The sequence below is a fragment of the Erythrobacter mangrovi genome (assembly GCF_013260645.1).
GTDB classification, from domain to species: domain Bacteria; phylum Pseudomonadota; class Alphaproteobacteria; order Sphingomonadales; family Sphingomonadaceae; genus Qipengyuania; species Qipengyuania mangrovi.
Genome location: NZ_CP053921.1, coordinates 2,867,505 through 2,884,199, shown reverse-complemented (window position 1 = coordinate 2,884,199; position 16,695 = coordinate 2,867,505). Strand labels below are relative to the sequence as shown.

Annotated in this window: 10 protein-coding genes; 9 read left to right on the top strand and 1 reads right to left on the bottom strand. The window is 63.9% G+C overall.

Translation table 11 applies throughout. The features are described from left to right. Positions 1 to 40 precede the first annotated feature (40 nt). A complete protein-coding gene (locus tag HQR01_RS14305) occupies positions 41 to 1,078 on the bottom strand; it encodes a LacI family DNA-binding transcriptional regulator (RefSeq protein WP_173215717.1) in 1,038 nt (345 codons plus the stop codon). Between the two features lie 283 nt (positions 1,079 to 1,361). Here HQR01_RS14305 and HQR01_RS14300 point away from each other — a divergent pair, with 283 nt between their 5' ends. The 9 genes from HQR01_RS14300 (at position 1,362) to HQR01_RS14260 (ending at position 16,692) form a co-directional block, all read left to right on the top strand. Next, positions 1,362 to 4,109, top strand: coding sequence for a TonB-dependent receptor (locus HQR01_RS14300; RefSeq protein ID WP_173215715.1), 2,748 nt, complete (start codon positions 1,362 to 1,364; stop codon positions 4,107 to 4,109). Positions 4,110 to 4,230: 121 nt separating this feature from the next. Further along, a complete protein-coding gene (locus HQR01_RS14295; RefSeq protein ID WP_173215713.1) occupies positions 4,231 to 5,763 on the top strand; it encodes a tryptophan halogenase family protein in 1,533 nt (510 codons plus the stop codon). Next, complete coding sequence (locus tag HQR01_RS14290) at positions 5,760 to 7,589, top strand: alpha-amylase family glycosyl hydrolase (protein ID WP_173215711.1); 1,830 nt, start codon at positions 5,760 to 5,762, stop codon at positions 7,587 to 7,589. The genes HQR01_RS14295 and HQR01_RS14290 overlap by 4 nt, the downstream gene beginning before the upstream one ends. Next, the gene (locus tag HQR01_RS14285) at positions 7,586 to 9,211 is read left to right on the top strand and encodes an alpha-amylase family glycosyl hydrolase (RefSeq protein WP_173215709.1); all 1,626 of its coding nucleotides are present in this window, start codon (positions 7,586 to 7,588) and stop codon (positions 9,209 to 9,211) included. Before HQR01_RS14290 ends, HQR01_RS14285 begins: the two co-directional genes overlap by 4 nt. Next, entirely contained in the window at positions 9,208 to 11,238 is a 2,031-nt protein-coding gene (locus HQR01_RS14280; protein ID WP_173215707.1) for a glycoside hydrolase family 97 protein, read from the top strand. Before HQR01_RS14285 ends, HQR01_RS14280 begins: the two co-directional genes overlap by 4 nt. Continuing rightward, the gene (locus tag HQR01_RS14275; protein WP_173215705.1) at positions 11,235 to 12,728 is read left to right on the top strand and encodes a tryptophan halogenase family protein; all 1,494 of its coding nucleotides are present in this window, start codon (positions 11,235 to 11,237) and stop codon (positions 12,726 to 12,728) included. The genes HQR01_RS14280 and HQR01_RS14275 overlap by 4 nt, the downstream gene beginning before the upstream one ends. A 38-nt stretch (positions 12,729 to 12,766) precedes the next feature. After that, complete coding sequence (locus HQR01_RS14270) at positions 12,767 to 13,867, top strand: TIGR03032 family protein (RefSeq protein WP_173215703.1); 1,101 nt, start codon at positions 12,767 to 12,769, stop codon at positions 13,865 to 13,867. Between the two features lie 93 nt (positions 13,868 to 13,960). After that, the gene (locus HQR01_RS14265) at positions 13,961 to 14,443 is read left to right on the top strand and encodes a (2Fe-2S)-binding protein (protein WP_173215701.1); all 483 of its coding nucleotides are present in this window, start codon (positions 13,961 to 13,963) and stop codon (positions 14,441 to 14,443) included. Then, complete coding sequence (locus HQR01_RS14260; RefSeq protein ID WP_173215699.1) at positions 14,443 to 16,692, top strand: xanthine dehydrogenase family protein molybdopterin-binding subunit; 2,250 nt, start codon at positions 14,443 to 14,445, stop codon at positions 16,690 to 16,692. The genes HQR01_RS14265 and HQR01_RS14260 overlap by 1 nt, the downstream gene beginning before the upstream one ends. Positions 16,693 to 16,695 lie beyond the last annotated feature (3 nt).

The window sequence follows — 16,695 nt, the reverse complement described above, 5'->3', positions numbered from 1 at the left end:
GCGGGACCTGCAACAAGGCCGTATACGAATACGTTGTGGTTCAGGCGACTGCGCTGGACCCCCGTACCACCAGCTTGCCGGGAAGCCGGTGCCCCGGCAAATCGCGCCCCTCGATCTGCGCCAGCAAGGTGTCGACCAATGCTTCACCCGCGCCCCGGATGTCTTGCATCACCGTGGTCAGGGGAGGTGTCGTAAGACTGGCGGCCGGAATATCGTCGAACCCGACCACCGCGACATCGCTGGGGACCTTCAGGCCTGCTTCGGCCAATGCCCGCATCGCGCCGATCGCGATGAGGTCGCTCGCCGCGAAAATCGCGTCGAACTTCTTGCCCGAGGAGAGCAGCGCCTGTGCGGCCGAATGGCCTGCCTCTTCGGTGGTGATGGCATCATATTGCAGCGCCGGATCCGGATCGATCCCCGCCGCGCGAAGCGATCTGCACAGCCCCGCGTAGCGACTTTCGAACTCGGGACAATGCTCATCCGCTCCGCCGAGGAATGCGATCCGCCGGCGTCCGCTATCGATCAGATGCTGCCCTGCAAGCCGTCCTGCCTCGAGATTGTCGGTCCCTACGGTCAGGCCGCCACTGTCGCTCGAGACCGAGCCCCAGCGTGCAAAATGAGTGCCCTGCCGCTCCAGCTGGTCGAGCCGCTCACGGTAGAGCGTATAGTCGCCATAGCCGAGCAGGATCAGGCCATCGGCACGATGGCTGTCCTGGTACTGGACGTGCCAGTCATCTTCCATCCGCTGGAACGAGATGAGCAGGTCCAACCCGCGATCGGCGCAGGCGCGAGTGATCGACCCGAGCATGGCGAGGAAGAACGGATTGATCATGCTCTGGTCGGGCGTCGGATCTTCGAAGAACAGCAAGGCGATAGTGTTCGAGCGCTGCGAACGCAGCGACGACGCGTTCTTGTCGACGGTGTAATTGAGATCGCGCGCGATCTGCCTGATCCGCTCTTGCGTTGCCTGGCTCACGGCTCGATCGCCACGCAACGCGCGGCTCACTGTAGGCTGCGAGACACCTGCCGCGTAGGCGATATCGAAGCTGGTCGGCCGACCCGTCGGCTTGCGACCCATTGCTCTCCTCCTGGCCCCTCCCCTTGGACCTTGGGAGCCAACTCTAGGATGGCCGCGGACCGCTGGCAATCGCGCGAAAGAGCAACGCTCCTGCCGGTTGTAGCCTGTGACATTTCGGAGACTCAAGCCGCCCTTGCAGAGGGTGCGTATACGTATGCCATCTATCGGCGCGACGCGCACACCACCTATCCGGACGATGAACAGGAGCCGCGAGCTTCCTGTCGACGAATTGGATTCGGCCCGGGGACTGCTATCTGGATCGGGCCATTAGGGAGAGCACAATATGGCATTTCGCAAGCATCTTGCCGGCGGCATCAGCGTGGGCGCCGTAAGCATCGCACTTGCTGCGCTTGCAACACCGGCGGTCGCACAGGACGCCGCAGCCGACGACGTCGAAGCAACAGTCGATGAAGACGAAGGCGTCATCATCGTTTCGGGCTTCCGCGCTTCACTCGAAAGCGCAACCAACACCAAGAAGCGTGCCGACCAGATTGTGGAATCGGTTACCGCGGAAGACATCGGCAAGCTGCCAGATGCCTCGATCGGTGAATCGATTGCCCGCCTCCCGGGCCTAACGTCGCAGCGCCTCAACGGTCGCGCGAACGTCATCGCGATCCGCGGCTTTGGCCCCGACTTCTCGCAGACGCTCCTGAACGGTCGTGAACAGACTACCACCAGCGACAACCGTTCGGTCGAACTCGACCAGTACCCCTCGGAAATCGTCAACCAGGTGGTCGTCTACAAGTCGCCGACTGCCTCGCTGGTCGGCCAGGGCCTGGTGGGCACGATCGACATTCGCACGATCCGCCCGCTGGAAACAAACAAGCGCATCATTTCCGTCGGTGCGCGCGGTTCCTATGCCGACATCGGCAAACTGAACGCCGGATCGAACGAACTCGGCTATCGCGTCAACGGCACCTACGTCGACCAGTTCGCTGACGACACGATCGGCATCTCGCTTGCCGCATCCTATGTGGATGAGCCCTACCAGCTCCAGGAATTCAACGCCTGGGGTTACAACAATGTGCAGGTCAATGGGCAGGATGCAGCGCTGATCGGCGGGTCGAAGTCTTTCGTGACCTCCACCGACCTCAAGCGCTTCGGCTTGAACGGCACGCTGCAGATCGCAGCCACGCCCGAATTCATGCTGACATTCGATGGGTTCTATTCGCACTTCAACGACGATCAGACGAAGCGCGGTATCGAGCTGCCGCTCGGGTTCTTCGCATTCGGTACGACCGGCGACGCAGCAACGGCTACGGTGGAAGACGGCCTCGTAACGTCGGGCACCTTCGACAATGTTCGCGGCGTCATTCGCAACGACATCTTCCAGCGCAAGGCCGATCTCTACTCGTTCGGCTTCAATGCCGATTATGACGGCGACGACGGCTGGCACGCCATGTTCGACTTCGGCTACTCGCGGACCGACCGCAACGAGCTGAGCCTCGAAAGCTATTCGGGTACCGGTTTCAACGGTCCGACTACCGGCGACGGCGCGGCCGCCTCGATCGGTTTCGTATCAGGCAGCACGGGCACCGTGTTCGATCCTTCGCTCGACTACAGCGATCCGTCGATTATCTTCTTGACCGACCCGCTCGGCTGGGGTGGCGGCACCATTCCGCAAGCTGGCTATTACAACAATCGCATCATCGATGACGAGCTGTTCCAGTTCCGGACCGAGATCGAAAAAGAGTTCGAAGGCAGCTTCCTTCGCAGCGTGCAGTTCGGCCTGAACTACACCACGCGCGAAAAGGGTCTGGTCCCAGATGAAGCTTTTGTGCGTCTGCCCAACGGTGCCTTCACCGCCAGCATTCCGTCAGAGTTTCTGCTGCGCTCGACCGATCTCAGCTACCTCGGCCTGGGTCCGATCGTCAGCTATGACGCACGTGAGCTGATTGCTGCCGGCATCCTGGAGCTCGAGCCTCGCGTCACCAGCGGACCCAACGCCGCCAACGACGTCCTGGGCAAGGGCTACACGGTCAACGAAGATCTGATGACAGCGTACCTGCAAGCCAACATCGAGCAAGATGTGGGTGGAGGTGTCCTGACCGGCAATTTTGGCGTCCAGGCGATCAATACCAACCAGAAATCGACTGGGTTCATTTTCGGCCCAGCCGGGCCGCAAGAACTGACTCTCGGCGACAACTACTGGGACGTATTGCCCAGCATGAACCTCTCGCTGAGACTCGACAGCGACTGGGTGATCCGCTTTGCCGCGGCACGCGAAATCATGCGTTCGCGCCTTGACGACACGCGCTTGTCGATCGGGTACGGGATCGATGCGTCGGTACCGGGCGGCATCATCCGTGGCGGCGGCGGTAACCCCTACCTGCGGCCCTATCGTGCCAACGCCGTCGATTTCAACGTCGAGAAGTACTTCGGTACCGGTGGCGTGGTTGCTGTCCAGCTGTTCTACAAGGACATCAAGAGCTACATCTTCAACGGTCGCTTCAACTTCGACTACGGAGCCTTCCCCGCACCGACCGGCGCGGATGCCTATCCTAACCTGCCGAGCCAAGGCACGCTCGACGCCCCGGTCAACACCGGGGGCGGTGACCTCTACGGCGGCGAACTGGCGGTGACCCTCCCGTTCTCGAACTTCAGCAGCGCGCTTGAAGGCTTCGGGATCACCGGCGGCGTTGGCTACACCGAGACCAAGGTCAAGGACGCCGATGGCGCGGAAACCACCATCCCGGGCTACTCCAAGTGGGTGGTCAACGGCACGGCCTATTTCGAGAAGGCGGGCTTCAACACGCGTGTCAGCGCCCGTCACCGTTCGACCTTCCTGGGCGACTTCACCGGCTTCGGCGGATCGCCGACCCGGCGGACGGCACTGGCAGAGACGATCATCGACGCGCAGATCGGGTATGACTTCCAGCCCGGCAGCGCTCTCGAAGGCCTGTCGCTCTACGTCCAGGGCCAGAACCTGACCGATGAACGTTTCGCCTCGGTCGGTGCGGCACGGAACCAGGTGATCGATTACCAGATCTACGGTCGCCGTTTCCTGGCGGGCTTCACCTACAAGTTCTGACCCAGAACTGACTTGCGGGGCGGCCACTCTCCTCCCGGCCGCCCCGCCCCCACTTTGGCCTTGATGCCGGATGGCCTGCTATGGCCCGGTCGGAATTTGACCCAGGGGGATCGACTCGATCATGACCCACTCAAAATCTGATAGCGGCAAGCACATACGCTACGTCATCGCGGGAGGCGGAACCGCCGGCTGGATGGCGGCCGCGGCACTGGCCCGATTTGCCCCTCCGGGCACTGAAATAGCTCTGGTCGAAAGCGACGCCATCGGGACCATCGGCGTCGGCGAAGCGACCATTCCCCAAATCCACCTGTTCAACGGTGCGCTTGGCCTCGACGAGGCAGAGTTCGTTCGCGAAACCAAGGCGACCTTCAAGCTTGGCATCGAGTTCGATGGCTGGCTGCGCGAAGGCGAAACCTACATGCACGCCTTCGGTGCAATCGGTCGGCGCGCCGGGCTGCTGCCATTCCAACATTATTGGTTGCGTGCAAAGCAACTCGGCTTCGCCAAGCCGCTGATGCGCTATTCGCTCAACGAACTCGCCGCCCGCACATTGTGCATGCAACGCGGGCGCAGGGCCCAGGGCGCCCCCGAGATGCCCTATGCCTATCACTTCGATGCGGGACTCTACGCCGCCCATCTGCGACGCTTTGCCGAGGCGCGCGGCGTGGTGCGTCATGAAGGCCTGATCGAAGAGGTCGCGCGCGATGGCGAGAGCGGGGCCATCTCCGCGCTGCGGCTGAATGGCAAGCGCGAGATCGGAGGCGACTTCTTCTTCGACTGCACGGGTTTTCGCGCCCTCCTCATCGGGCAGACGCTCGGGACCGACTATGAGGACTGGACCCAGTGGCTACGATGTGACCGCGCGCTTGCCGTCCCGTGCGCGAATGGCGGGGACTTCACGCCTTACACACGCGCCATTGCGCGCAAGGCGGGATGGCAGTGGCGGATTCCGCTGCAACACCGTATCGGTAATGGGCTGGTCTATTCGAGCGCACATCTGAGCGACGACGAAGCGGCCGAGGTACTTCTCGGCAATCTTGACGGTGCTCCCCTCGCCGATCCGCGCCCCATCGGTTTTACCACCGGCGCCCGGCGGGAAATGTGGCGCGGCAATTGCCTGGCCATCGGCCTTTCCGCCGGCTTCCTCGAGCCGATGGAATCGACCTCGATCCACCTGATCCAGTCGACCATCAGCCGCTTCCTGAGTGTGCTGCCGTCAGGCAATCCGGATCCCGCGATTGTCAACTGGTTCAACGCGCAATGCGAATTCGAATGGGCGCGTATCCGCGATTTCCTGATCCTGCACTATCACGCCAACGCCCGCGAGGGCGAAGCCTTCTGGGATGGCGTGCGCGCTATGGACCTGCCCGACACGCTCAACGCCAAGATCGCCCAGTGGCAGGCAAGCGGCTTCATCCATCGCGAGCATGAAGAACTGTTCACCGAAGTTGGCTGGTTCCAGGTTCTGGTCGGTCAGGGTGTCGAAGCCCGTGGCTACAACCCATTGGCCGATGCCATGCCGGAAGGCGACCTTCGCAAGTTGCTCGACGGAACCGAAGCCATGCTGGTCGAAGAAGTGCGGCGGATGCCGACACACCTCCAATTCGTGCAAACCATGCTCAAGACAGTCAAACCGCAGGGAGTTCCCGCATGATCCGATCCGTTCTGCCTTTGCTGGCCCTCGGCATGGCCTCGCTTGCCCATGCCGAACCGCCGTCCGCCGAGGCAAAGGCAGCTATGCGCGATCGGCTTCCTTCCGAAGAAGTCGTCTATTTCGTGCTGCCCGACCGGTTCGAGAACGGCGATCCGTCTAACGACAAGGGCGGTTTTCGCGGCGATCGGCTGAAGACCGGCTTCGACCCGTCCGCCAAGGGCTTCTATCACGGCGGAGACCTGAAGGGGCTGACCAGCAGGCTCGACTATCTCGAGAAGCTCGGGATCACCGCGATCTGGTTCGCGCCGATCTTCCAGAACAAGCCGGTACAAGGCCCGGCAGGGGATGAGAGCGCGGGCTACCACGGCTACTGGGTGACCGACTTTACCCGCCCCGACAGCCATTTCGGCAGCCGGGACGAATTCAAGGCCTTCGTCGACGCGGCCCATGCGCGCGGGATGAAGGTCTATATGGACATCATCACCAACCACACCGCCGACGTCATCACCTATGCCGACGGCGCCGAAACCAATTTCGAGTATCGCAGCAAGGCCGACTATCCCTATTCGACCCGCGGCAAGGCCGATGGTCAGCCGACCAATCCCGGCTTCATGGGTGACGAGGACAGCTCGGCAGCGAATTTCGCGAAGCTCACCGATGCGGGATACGCCTATCAGCCGGTTGTTCCGGCGACCGAGAAAGACGTTAAGGTCCCCGCCTGGCTCAACGACCCGATCTACTACCACAATCGCGGGAACAGCAGCTTCACCGGCGAAGACAGCCGGTTCGGCGATTTCGCCGGGCTCGACGACCTGTTTACCGAACACCCGCGTGTGCGTGCGGGGATGATCGAGATATTCTCGGGCTGGGTGCGTGACTTCGGGATCGACGGCTTCCGGATCGACACCGCCCGCCACGTCGACCCCGGCTTCTGGCAGGCATTCGTCCCGGCGATCGAGAAGGTCGCGCAGGAGAGCGGCATCCCGAACTTCACCATGTTCGGCGAAGTCTACAAGGACGTGCCCGACAGCGGCTATATTGCCCAGTATACCCGCCGCGACAAACTACCTGCCGTGCTGGACTTCGCCTTCCAGGCGGCGATGCGCGAATTGCTGGGTCGCGACCAGGGCACCGTCGTGTTGGCGCACATGTTCGACGGCGACGTGCTTTACGAAGGAGGCGAGGACGCGGCGCGCAACCTGCCGACCTTCCTTGGCAATCACGACATGGGTCGCTTCTCGACTCTCATCAGAGCCGACAAGCCCGATATCTCGCAGGACGAGCTGCTCCAGCGCGTGATGCTTGGCCACGCGATGATGCTCAGCCTGCGCGGGGCACCGGTCATCTATTACGGTGACGAGCAGGGTTTCGTTGGTGATGGCGGCGATCAGCTTGCCCGCGAAGACATGATGCCGTCGAAGACCGCAGTCTACAACGACAACGACCTGATCGGCACCGACGCAACCACTGCGGCCAGCAATTTCGACGAGAGCCACCCACTCTTTGCCCTTATCGCGGAATTCAGTGCGATCCGCAGGAACCACTCGGCCCTAACCCGTGGCAAGCAAGTGATCCGCCACTACGAACAGGGTCCCGGCGTCTTTGCGGCGAGCCGGTTCGATCCTGTCGACGACACCGAATACCTCGCCGTGTTCAACACCGGCAACGCGCCGCGTGATGTCAACGTGGCCCTTGGCTATGGCGCAAGTGGGCTCGAGACCCTATCGGGCGCCTGCCCCGCCCAGGTAACCGCACCGGGCAGCGCCGCATTTACCTTGCCCGCCTTCGGTTGGGCACTCTGCCGAGTTTCGGAGACAACTGAATGAACCGCCAAGCCGCGATCGCGCAGGTCGCCGACGAAAGCGCTGCCCTACCATGGTGGAAGGGCGCGGCGATCTATCAGATCTATCCGCGCAGCTTCCAGGATTCGAACGGCGACGGGATCGGTGACCTGCCCGGCATCACGCAGCGTCTGCCGCACGTCGCCTCGCTTGGCGTGGACGCGATATGGATTTCGCCCTTCTTCGTCTCGCCGATGAAGGACTTCGGCTATGACGTCGCCGACTATTGCGACGTCGATCCGATCTTCGGCACGCTGTCCGATTTCGATGCCCTGGCCGCGCGCGCGCACGAGCTCGGGCTCAAGGTCCTGATCGATCAGGTCTTTTCACATACGTCGGACGAACACGCCTGGTTCACCGAAAGCCGTTCGGACCGCAGCAATCCCAAAAACGACTGGTATGTCTGGGCGGATGCCAAGCCCGACGGGTCGCCACCGTCCAACTGGCAATCGGTGTTCGGGGGGCCCGCCTGGACGTGGGATGCCCGGCGCGGTCAGTACTACATGCACAACTTCCTGAGCTCGCAGCCGCAGCTCAACCTGCACAACCGGGCAGTCCAGGACGCGGTGCTGGATGTGATGCGCTTCTGGCTGGACCGGGGCGTCGACGGCTACCGGATCGACGCGCTCAATTTCGCCATGCATGATCCCGAATTGCGCGACAATCCGCCGGCCCCCGCCAGCGATCGCCCGCGCAGCCGGCCGTTCGATTTCCAGCTCAAGAAGTACAATCAGTCGCACCCCGATATCCCGGCGTTCATCGCGCGAATCCGCGAACTGACCGACGCATACGAAGCGGTGTTCACGGTGGCCGAGGTTGGCGGGGACGAAGCGGAGGCCGAGATGAAGGCCTTCACCGCGGGCGAAAGGCATCTCAATTCCGCCTATGGCTTCAACTTCCTCTATGCCGACAAGCTGACGCCCGGCGCAATCTCGGCGGCATTGGCGCAATGGCCCGACGAGGAAGGCCTCGGTTGGCCGAGCTGGGCTTTCGAGAATCACGACGCCCCGCGTGCGATCAGCCGCTGGTGGAGCGCGGACCAGCATGCCCCCGCTGCGCGCCTCAAGATGCTGCTGCTCGCCTGCCTGCGCGGCAATATCATCCTCTATTACGGCGAGGAACTGGGCCTCACCCAGGTCGATATCCCGTTCGAGCAGCTCCACGATCCCGAAGCGATCGCCAATTGGCCGCTGACGTTGAGCCGCGACGGCGCACGCACGCCGATGCCATGGCAGGCCGATGCCAAGCACGCCGGCTTCACCAACGGCGAGCCGTGGCTACCGGTCGGGGAAGACAACCTCGCCCGCGCGGTCGACCGGCAGGAAGCCGATGAGGGTTCGCTGCTCAACCACACCCGCGCGATGCTGGCGCTGCGCAACGCCAATCCGGCACTCCATCACGGCGCAGTGACCCGCTGCGCGCAAGTCGACGAAATCTTCGTGATCGAGCGGCAGGGCGGCGGACAAGTAATCCGGTGCCTGTTCAATTTGGGCGCCGCGACACTGGTAGTTCCGTCGGAATTACAGCCCGGAGCTGTGATCGCCGCCGTCAACGATGCGAGCCCGACCTCCCTTCCTCCCTTCGCAGCATTGGTCCTCGAACTATGACGTTCTTCCGTTTGCTCCTCGCGACACTCCTCCTGACTGTCGCACCGGCGGCATTCGCAGGAGAGACGGTCAGCTCGCCTGATGGCCGCCTGACCGTTACCGTCGACGTCAACGGCGAATGGCGGCCGTTCTACCGCGTCGAGAGGGACGGCAAGCCAGTCATCACCGACAGTCGCCTCGGTTTCCTGTTGACCGACCAGGACAAGCTGGAACGTCGCCTTGCCGTGGTCGGGAGCAGCCGCGCCAGTCATGACGAGACCTGGGAACAACCCTGGGGCGAACGGCGCTTCGTCCGCGACAATCACAACGAGCTGACCGTTCGCTTCGAGGAACAGAGCGACGCGAAGCGCAAGTTCGGCGTGGTCTTCCGCGTGTTCGACGATGGCATCGGTTTCCGCTACCTGTTCGACGACGCGAGTATGGGCCAGACCGTGCGGATCGCGGAGGAACTGACCGAGTTCAATATCGCGCAGGACGGGACCGCCTGGTGGATTCCTGGCGGCGAATGGAACCGCTACGAATATCTCTATGAGCAGACGCCGATCTCGGGAGTCTCGGTCGCGCATACACCGCTGACCCTCCGCATGGCTGACGGCACGCACATCGCACTGCACGAAGCCGCACTGGTGGATTTTGCCGGTATGTGGGTCAAGCGCACAACCGGTGCCAACTTCCGCGCCACGCTCGCCCCCACCGGAAGCGGCGCAGCGCGGGCCGTGCGCGATGTACCCTTTGCCACCCCATGGCGTACGATCCTGGTCTCGGACAATGCCGCCGGGCTGGCGATGAGCGATATCGAACTCAACCTCAATGAACCCAACAAGCTGGGTGATGTGAGCTGGTTCAAGCCCCACAAATACGTCGGCGTGTGGTGGGGAATGCATCTCGCGGTCGAGAGCTGGGGTTCGGGCCCGATCCACGGTGCGACCACCGCCAACGTCAAGCGCTACATCGATTTCGCGGCGAAGAACGGCTTCGAAGGCGTGCTGGTCGAAGGCTGGAACGTCGGCTGGGATGGCGACTGGTTCTTCAACGGGTCGCTGTTCAGTTTCACTCAGCCCTATCCCGACTATGACTTCGACGAGCTGGCGCGCTACGCCGCGAAGAAGGGCGTGCCTATCATCGGCCACCACGAAACCTCGGGCGATATCGGCAATTACGAGGCGCAACTCGAAGCCGGGCTCGACCTGATGGCCCAGCACGGCGTGAAGACCATCAAGACGGGCTACGTCACCGATGCCTGCAACCTGCGCTATGTCCATGCGGATGGCATCGAGACACGCGAATGCACCGAAAGCCAGGTGATGCAGCGCCACCACCTCAAGGTCGTGACCGAGGCGGCTAAGCGGCACATCGCGATCAACGCACACGAACCGGTCAAGGACACCGGCCTGCGGCGCACCTATCCGAACTGGGTCGCCCGCGAGGGCGCGCGGGGCATGGAATTCAACGCCTGGGGCGTACCGCCCAACGGGCCGAGCCATATTCCGACGCTTGCCTTCACCCGCATGCTGGCTGGCCCGATGGATTACACCCCCGGTGTCCTCAGCCTCGAGGGCCGCGGGCAGCCGCTGCAGATGACGCAGGCGCGGGCACTGGCGGAATATGTGGTAGTCTATTCGCCGATCCAGATGGCGGCCGACCTGCCCGAGAATTACGCGAAGTATCCCAAGGCCTTCCAGTTCATCAAGGATGTGCCCGCCGACTGGTCGGAAAGCCGCGTGCTCGACGCGCAGGTGGGCGACTACGTGATTACCGCGCGCAAGGACCGCAACAGCGCCGACTGGTATGTCGGCGGGGTGGTCGACGAGCAGGGTCGCGACAGCCGGGTCTCGCTGTCATTCCTCGATCCGGGTAGGACTTACCGCGCGCAGATCTATCGCGATGGCCCTTCCGCAAATTGGGAAGGCGAGGCGCGGTTCGACATCATCATCGAGGAAAAGCGCGTCACCGCAGCCGATACGCTCGATCTGCGCATGGCACCGGGTGGCGGATTTGCAGTGCGGCTGATACCGCTCAAGCGGTGAGCACTCCTACCCTTCCCCGCGTCGTCGTGCTCGGCGGCGGCAGCGCAGGCTGGATCACCGCCTGCCTGCTCCACAAGGAATGGGGCGAGCGGGGCGGATCGGTAACGGTGGTCGAAAGCCCCGATATCGGGATCATTGGGGTTGGCGAAGGGTCAACCCCGCAACTCAAGGCCTTCTTCGACCATCTCGGCATTGCCGAGGCCGAGTGGATGGCGGCCTGCGACGCGACCTTCAAGCTGGGCATCCGCTTCACCGGCTGGAGCGAGCGGGCGCGCTGTGAGAGCTATTTCCACCCCTTCCCCGGCCCAGTAGACCTGCACACCGAACCGCAGTTCCTGCGCAATTGCGCCTTGCGGCGACGGGGCGTGGACGTGCCCGCGAACCCGGACGACTGGTTCCTGGCCGAGACGTTGGCTGAAGCACACAAAGCCCCGCAACCAAACGATAATTTCCCCTTCGCACCGAGCTACGGCTATCATTTCGATGCGCACAAGTTGGGCGGGTACCTGCGCGAATGGGCGACCGCGCGGGGCGTGGTGCACATGCCGCTGCGCGTGGTCGACACGGAGCTTGGCGTGGACGGCGATGTGGCCGCGTTGCTGTGCGCAGGCGGCGAACGCATCGAAGGCGACATCTTCGTCGATTGTTCGGGCTTCCGTTCGATCATCGCCCAACAGAAGCTGGGTGCGCGCTTCCTGCCTTTCGCCGAAAATCTGTTCAACGATCGCGCCGTGGTGATGCCGACCGCGCATCGCCAGCCGATCAAGCCGCAGACCGACAGCATCGCCATGGCGACAGGCTGGCGCTGGTCGATCCCGCTCACCTCGCGGGTCGGCAACGGCTATGTCTACTCGTCGAAATACATCTCCGACGAGGAGGCCGAGGCCGAACTGCGCGCGGCGATCGGGATGGTCGACGAAGGCGAGGCGCGGTTCCTGCAAATGCGGGTCGGGCGGGTCGAGGACAGCTGGACGCGCAACTGCCTGGCGGTCGGCCTGTCGCAGGGTTTCATCGAACCGCTCGAGGCGACGGCGCTGCATATCGTGATCGTCACCGCGCTCGACTTCGCCAAGGCCTATGAGGGCGGCGGTTTCTCCGCGCAGCATCGCGAGACCTTCAACCGCCGCATCGCCGCGAAGTATGAGGGCATCCGCGACTACATCGTGGCGCATTACCGGCTAAACCAGCGTAGCGACACGCAATACTGGCGCGACAATGCGGCAAACCATGCACTGTCGGACAATCTCAAGGCGATGATGACCGCGTGGTTCACTCACGAGGACATCACCCAGCTCAACAACCAGCTGCATGACGGTGCGCCGCATTACGCGACCATGAGCTGGCACTGCATCTTCGCCGGCTACGGCACCTTCCCCCCACAGGCGAAGATGCAGCCCCCGCCACCGGGGCTTGCCGCGGGCGATCCGCAAGCGGTGCGCGCCATGCTGGCGGCCTGCGCCACCAACTTCTCCGACTACGCACCCGCCTGACTGGCGCAGCGCTGCATGACGCGCTAGGCCTTGGCGCGATGAGCGAGACCGCAGCGCCGCCCCCGCCGCCATCAGGCGAACCGCCGAAGGTGACGCTCGACTTCTCGCCCGGTCTCGCCGGCTATCTCGCCCAGGCCGGCATCTCGCTCGCCTTCACCTCCTACCAGTCGGGCTACCTCTACCTCGTCGGCCATTCGCCCGACGGCAAGCTGGCGGTGCACGAGGCGTTCTATCCGCAGGCGATGGGCGTGGTCGGCGATGCGCAACGGATCTACCTGGGCACGCTGACCCAGCTCGTGCGGCTCGAGAACGTCCTCGCTCCCAACGAACGCGCCAATGGCAAGCATGACCGGCTCTATATCCCGCGCAACATGCAGGTCATGGGCAACATCGACTTCCACGAATTGGGTATTCGCGACAGCGGCGGGGTGGTGGTGGTCAACACGCGCTATTCCTGCCTGTGCGAGCCGAGCCTGACGCACAGTTTCCGCCCCTTGTGGAAACCCGATTTCATCAGCGCCCTGGCGCCGGAGGATCGCTGCCACCTCAACGGCCTCGCCATGGTCGAGGGCCAGCCGCGCTATGTCACCGCGGTGGCACAGTCTGACGACAAGGATGGCTGGCGCCCGCACCGGCGCAATGGCGGACTGGTGATCGACATCGCCAACGACCGGATCGTGGCGCAAGGCCTGTCCATGCCGCATTCGCCCCGCTGGCACGATGGCGAGCTGTGGGTGCTCAATTCGGGCACTGGCGAGCTTGGCCGGATCGACCTCGATAGCGGCCGGTTCGATCCCTTGTGCTTCCAGCCCGGCTTCCTGCGCGGACTGGCGCTGTTCGGCAAACACGCGCTGATCGGGCTGTCCAAGCCGCGCGATGGGCGCTTCGAAGGCCTGGCACTGGACGAAAGGCTGGCGCAACGCGGCGAGGAAGCACGTTGCGGCATTGCCATCGTCTCGCTGGAGACGGGCGCTCTCGAACAATGGTTCTATCTCGAAGGTGTGATCGGCGAGATCTTTTCGGTCGCTGTCCTGCCCGGCGTGGCGAATGCCTTGACCATCGGCCCGCAATCGCGCGAGATCGCCGAACTGGTCACCTTCGAAAGGCCCGCGTGGGACGCTAACCCCCAGACCCCATAGGCAAATTTCCACTCGCAGATAGGTTGCGGTGGACAACCGGTTTTCGCTCGCGCATTCTGGCCTGAACATTTCGAGACAAGGTACGAGGGCGCAATGGTGAGCTTCACGATCAACGGCAAACCGACCACGGTAGAAGCCGATCCGGCCACGCCGATCCTGTGGGTCGTGCGTGAAAAGCTGGGCATGACCGGAACCAAGTTTGGTTGCGGCATCGCCCAATGCGGGGCCTGCACCGTGCACCTCGACGGCCAGCCGATCCGCAGCTGCTCCACCCCGGTTTCGGAGGCCGAGGGCAAGGCAATCACCACCATCGAAGGTATCGCCGGACCCGATGGCGAGCTAAGCAGGATCCAGCAGGCCTGGATCAGCGAGCAGGTACCGCAATGCGGCTATTGCCAGTCGGGCCAGATCATGGCGGCCACCGCATTGCTGCGCGACATTCCGCGCCCCACCGACGAACAGATCGACGCCGCCATGTCGGGCAATATCTGCCGCTGCGGCACCTATGTCCGCATCCGCCGCGCGATCAAGGTTGCCGCCGGGATCGAACCCACCTCGACCGAGGAGGCTGCGTGATGGACAATGCCGACAATCCCAAGCCGCAGCGCAGCCGCGCGGCCAAGTGGACCCGCCGCGGCTTCATCGGCGCGGGTGTCCTGACCGGCGGCGCATTGCTGATCGGTGTGGGCGTGCGCCCGGGCAACCCGGTCGGCAAGCTCGGCCCGATCGTCGCGAATGGCGAGGGCGAACAGCTGATCAACAGCTGGCTCAAGATCGACGCCAACAATGTCGCTACCGCGATCGTCCCGCATTGCGAGATGGGCCAGGGCGCGCATTCGGCGCTGGCCCAGATGCTGGCGGACGAGCTCGACGCCGACTGGTCGCTGGTGCGGGTGATGCAGGCGCCGGCAGACGGCAATTACATCGTCACCGACACCGCGCGGCTGTTCGTCGCGCCGGGCACGGTTAACGCACCCGACTGGCTCGAGCCGACCTGGAACGGGCTGTTCACCAATATCGGGCGACTGGCCGACGCCATGATCACCGGCGGCAGTTCCTCGGTCCGGTCGACCGGCCAGCACACCATGCGCATCGCGGGCGCGGCCGCGCGGCACATGCTGGTCGCCGCCGCGGCAAAGAGCTGGGGCGTCCCGGCCAGCGAGATCGTCACCGCCAACAGCATGCTGAGCCATGCCGCCTCGGGCAAGTCAGCCCCCTATGCCGAATTCGCCGCGGCTGCGGCCGAACAGGACATGCCGCAGACCCCACCGCTCAAGCAGCCCAAGGCCTATCGCCTGATGGGCACCGATGCGCCGCGGCTCGACATCCCGGCCAAGGTCGACGGGTCGGCCAGCTTCGGGATCGACGCGGTCGTGCCCGACCAGCAGCTCAGCTACGCCGCCTTGCGCCGCGTACCCGTGCCCGGCACGCGCGTGACATCGATGCAGGCCGAACAGGCAAAGGGCATGCCCGGCGTGCTGCAGATCCTCAACATGGGCGATTTCATCGCGGTGGTGGCCGATGGATACTGGCAGGCGCAGCAAGCGCTAAACCTCATCACCGCCGAATACAGCGAGCCCGAGAGCGCGATCCGCACCAGCGATGACCAGTATGCCCGCTTCACCGCAGCGCTCGACGAAGCCGGTGACGGCGGCGGGGACGAAGCAGCCGGGAATGGCGATGCGGTGGATGCCTTCGGCAGCGCCGCGACCAAGGTAGAGGCCGAATATCGCGTGCCCTATCTCGCCCATGCGCCGCTCGAACCGATGAACGCCACCGTGTGGGTGCGCGACGGCAAGTGCGATGTCTGGACCAGCACGCAGGTGCCGCTGATGGCGCGCACCGCGGCAGCCAAGGCCACCGGGCTAAGCGCCGATGACGTGACCCTCCACCATCCGCTGCTGGGCGGCGGCTTCGGGCGGCGGCTTGAAACCGATTACGTGACCATGGCCGCGCGGATCGGCGCGGCGACCGGCTATCCGGTCAAGATGATCTGGTCGCGCGAGGAAGACACCCAAAAGGGCCTGTTCCGCTGCGCCGATATCAGCCGCTTCAAGGGCGGGCTGGACCAGAACGGCAAGCTGGTGGCCTACAACAACGTGTTCACCCAGCGGCACGACCCGCCGGGGTCGTTCGATTGCGCATTCTACGACATTCCCAACAAGTCGATCCGCGTGGCCGAAGCCGAATTGCTCCTGCCCTTCGCGTCGCTGCGTTCGGTCGACCACGGCCAGCAGGGTTTCTTCATCGAAAGCTTCATCGACGAGGCCGCACATGCGGCGAACAAGGACCCGGTCGAATTCCGGCTGGGAATGCTGGGCCAGTCGCCGCGCCACAAGGCGGTGCTGGAGAAGGTCGCCGCGATGGCCGACTGGGGCAACACGCCCGAAGGCCATGGCAAGGGCGTGGCGCTGGTCGAATCCTTCGGCACCATCGTGGCCGAGGTGGTCGAGGTCGACATGACCTCGGGATCGCCAAAGCTGGTCACGGTGTGGTGCGCGGCCGATCCGGGCTTCGCGGTGAACCCCGACGGTTTCCGCAACCAGATGGAGGGCGGCATCGTCTATGGCCTGACCGCCGCGCTCCATGGCGAGATCTCGCTCAAGGACGGCGCGGTCGAGCAGAGCAATTTCCACGATTACAAGATGCTGCGCATGAACGAATGCCCCGCCATCGCGGTGGAGATCATCAATGGCGACCACGTGACGCTGGGCGGCGCGGGCGAGCCCGGCTTGCCCCCGGTCGCCCCGGCGCTGGCCAACGCGATCTTCGCGGCGTCGGGCAAGCGCCTGCGCGAAATGCCCTTCGCCAAGCAGTTCGCCTGAGCG

Bases quoted from the DNA above. Each gene is read 5' to 3' on its own strand.
- HQR01_RS14280 (WP_173215707.1), top strand. From the start codon at position 9,208: ATGACGTTCTTCCGTTTGCTCCTCGCGACACTCCTCCTGACTGTCGCA.
- HQR01_RS14285 (WP_173215709.1), top strand. From the start codon at position 7,586: ATGAACCGCCAAGCCGCGATCGCGCAGGTCGCCGACGAAAGCGCTGCC.
- HQR01_RS14270 (WP_173215703.1), top strand. From the start codon at position 12,767: ATGAGCGAGACCGCAGCGCCGCCCCCGCCGCCATCAGGCGAACCGCCG.
- HQR01_RS14300 (WP_173215715.1), top strand. From the start codon at position 1,362: ATGGCATTTCGCAAGCATCTTGCCGGCGGCATCAGCGTGGGCGCCGTA.
- HQR01_RS14295 (WP_173215713.1), top strand. From the start codon at position 4,231: ATGACCCACTCAAAATCTGATAGCGGCAAGCACATACGCTACGTCATC.
- HQR01_RS14305 (WP_173215717.1), bottom strand. From the start codon at position 1,078: ATGGGTCGCAAGCCGACGGGTCGGCCGACCAGCTTCGATATCGCCTAC.
- HQR01_RS14260 (WP_173215699.1), top strand. From the start codon at position 14,443: ATGGACAATGCCGACAATCCCAAGCCGCAGCGCAGCCGCGCGGCCAAG.
- HQR01_RS14265 (WP_173215701.1), top strand. From the start codon at position 13,961: ATGGTGAGCTTCACGATCAACGGCAAACCGACCACGGTAGAAGCCGAT.
- HQR01_RS14290 (WP_173215711.1), top strand. From the start codon at position 5,760: ATGATCCGATCCGTTCTGCCTTTGCTGGCCCTCGGCATGGCCTCGCTT.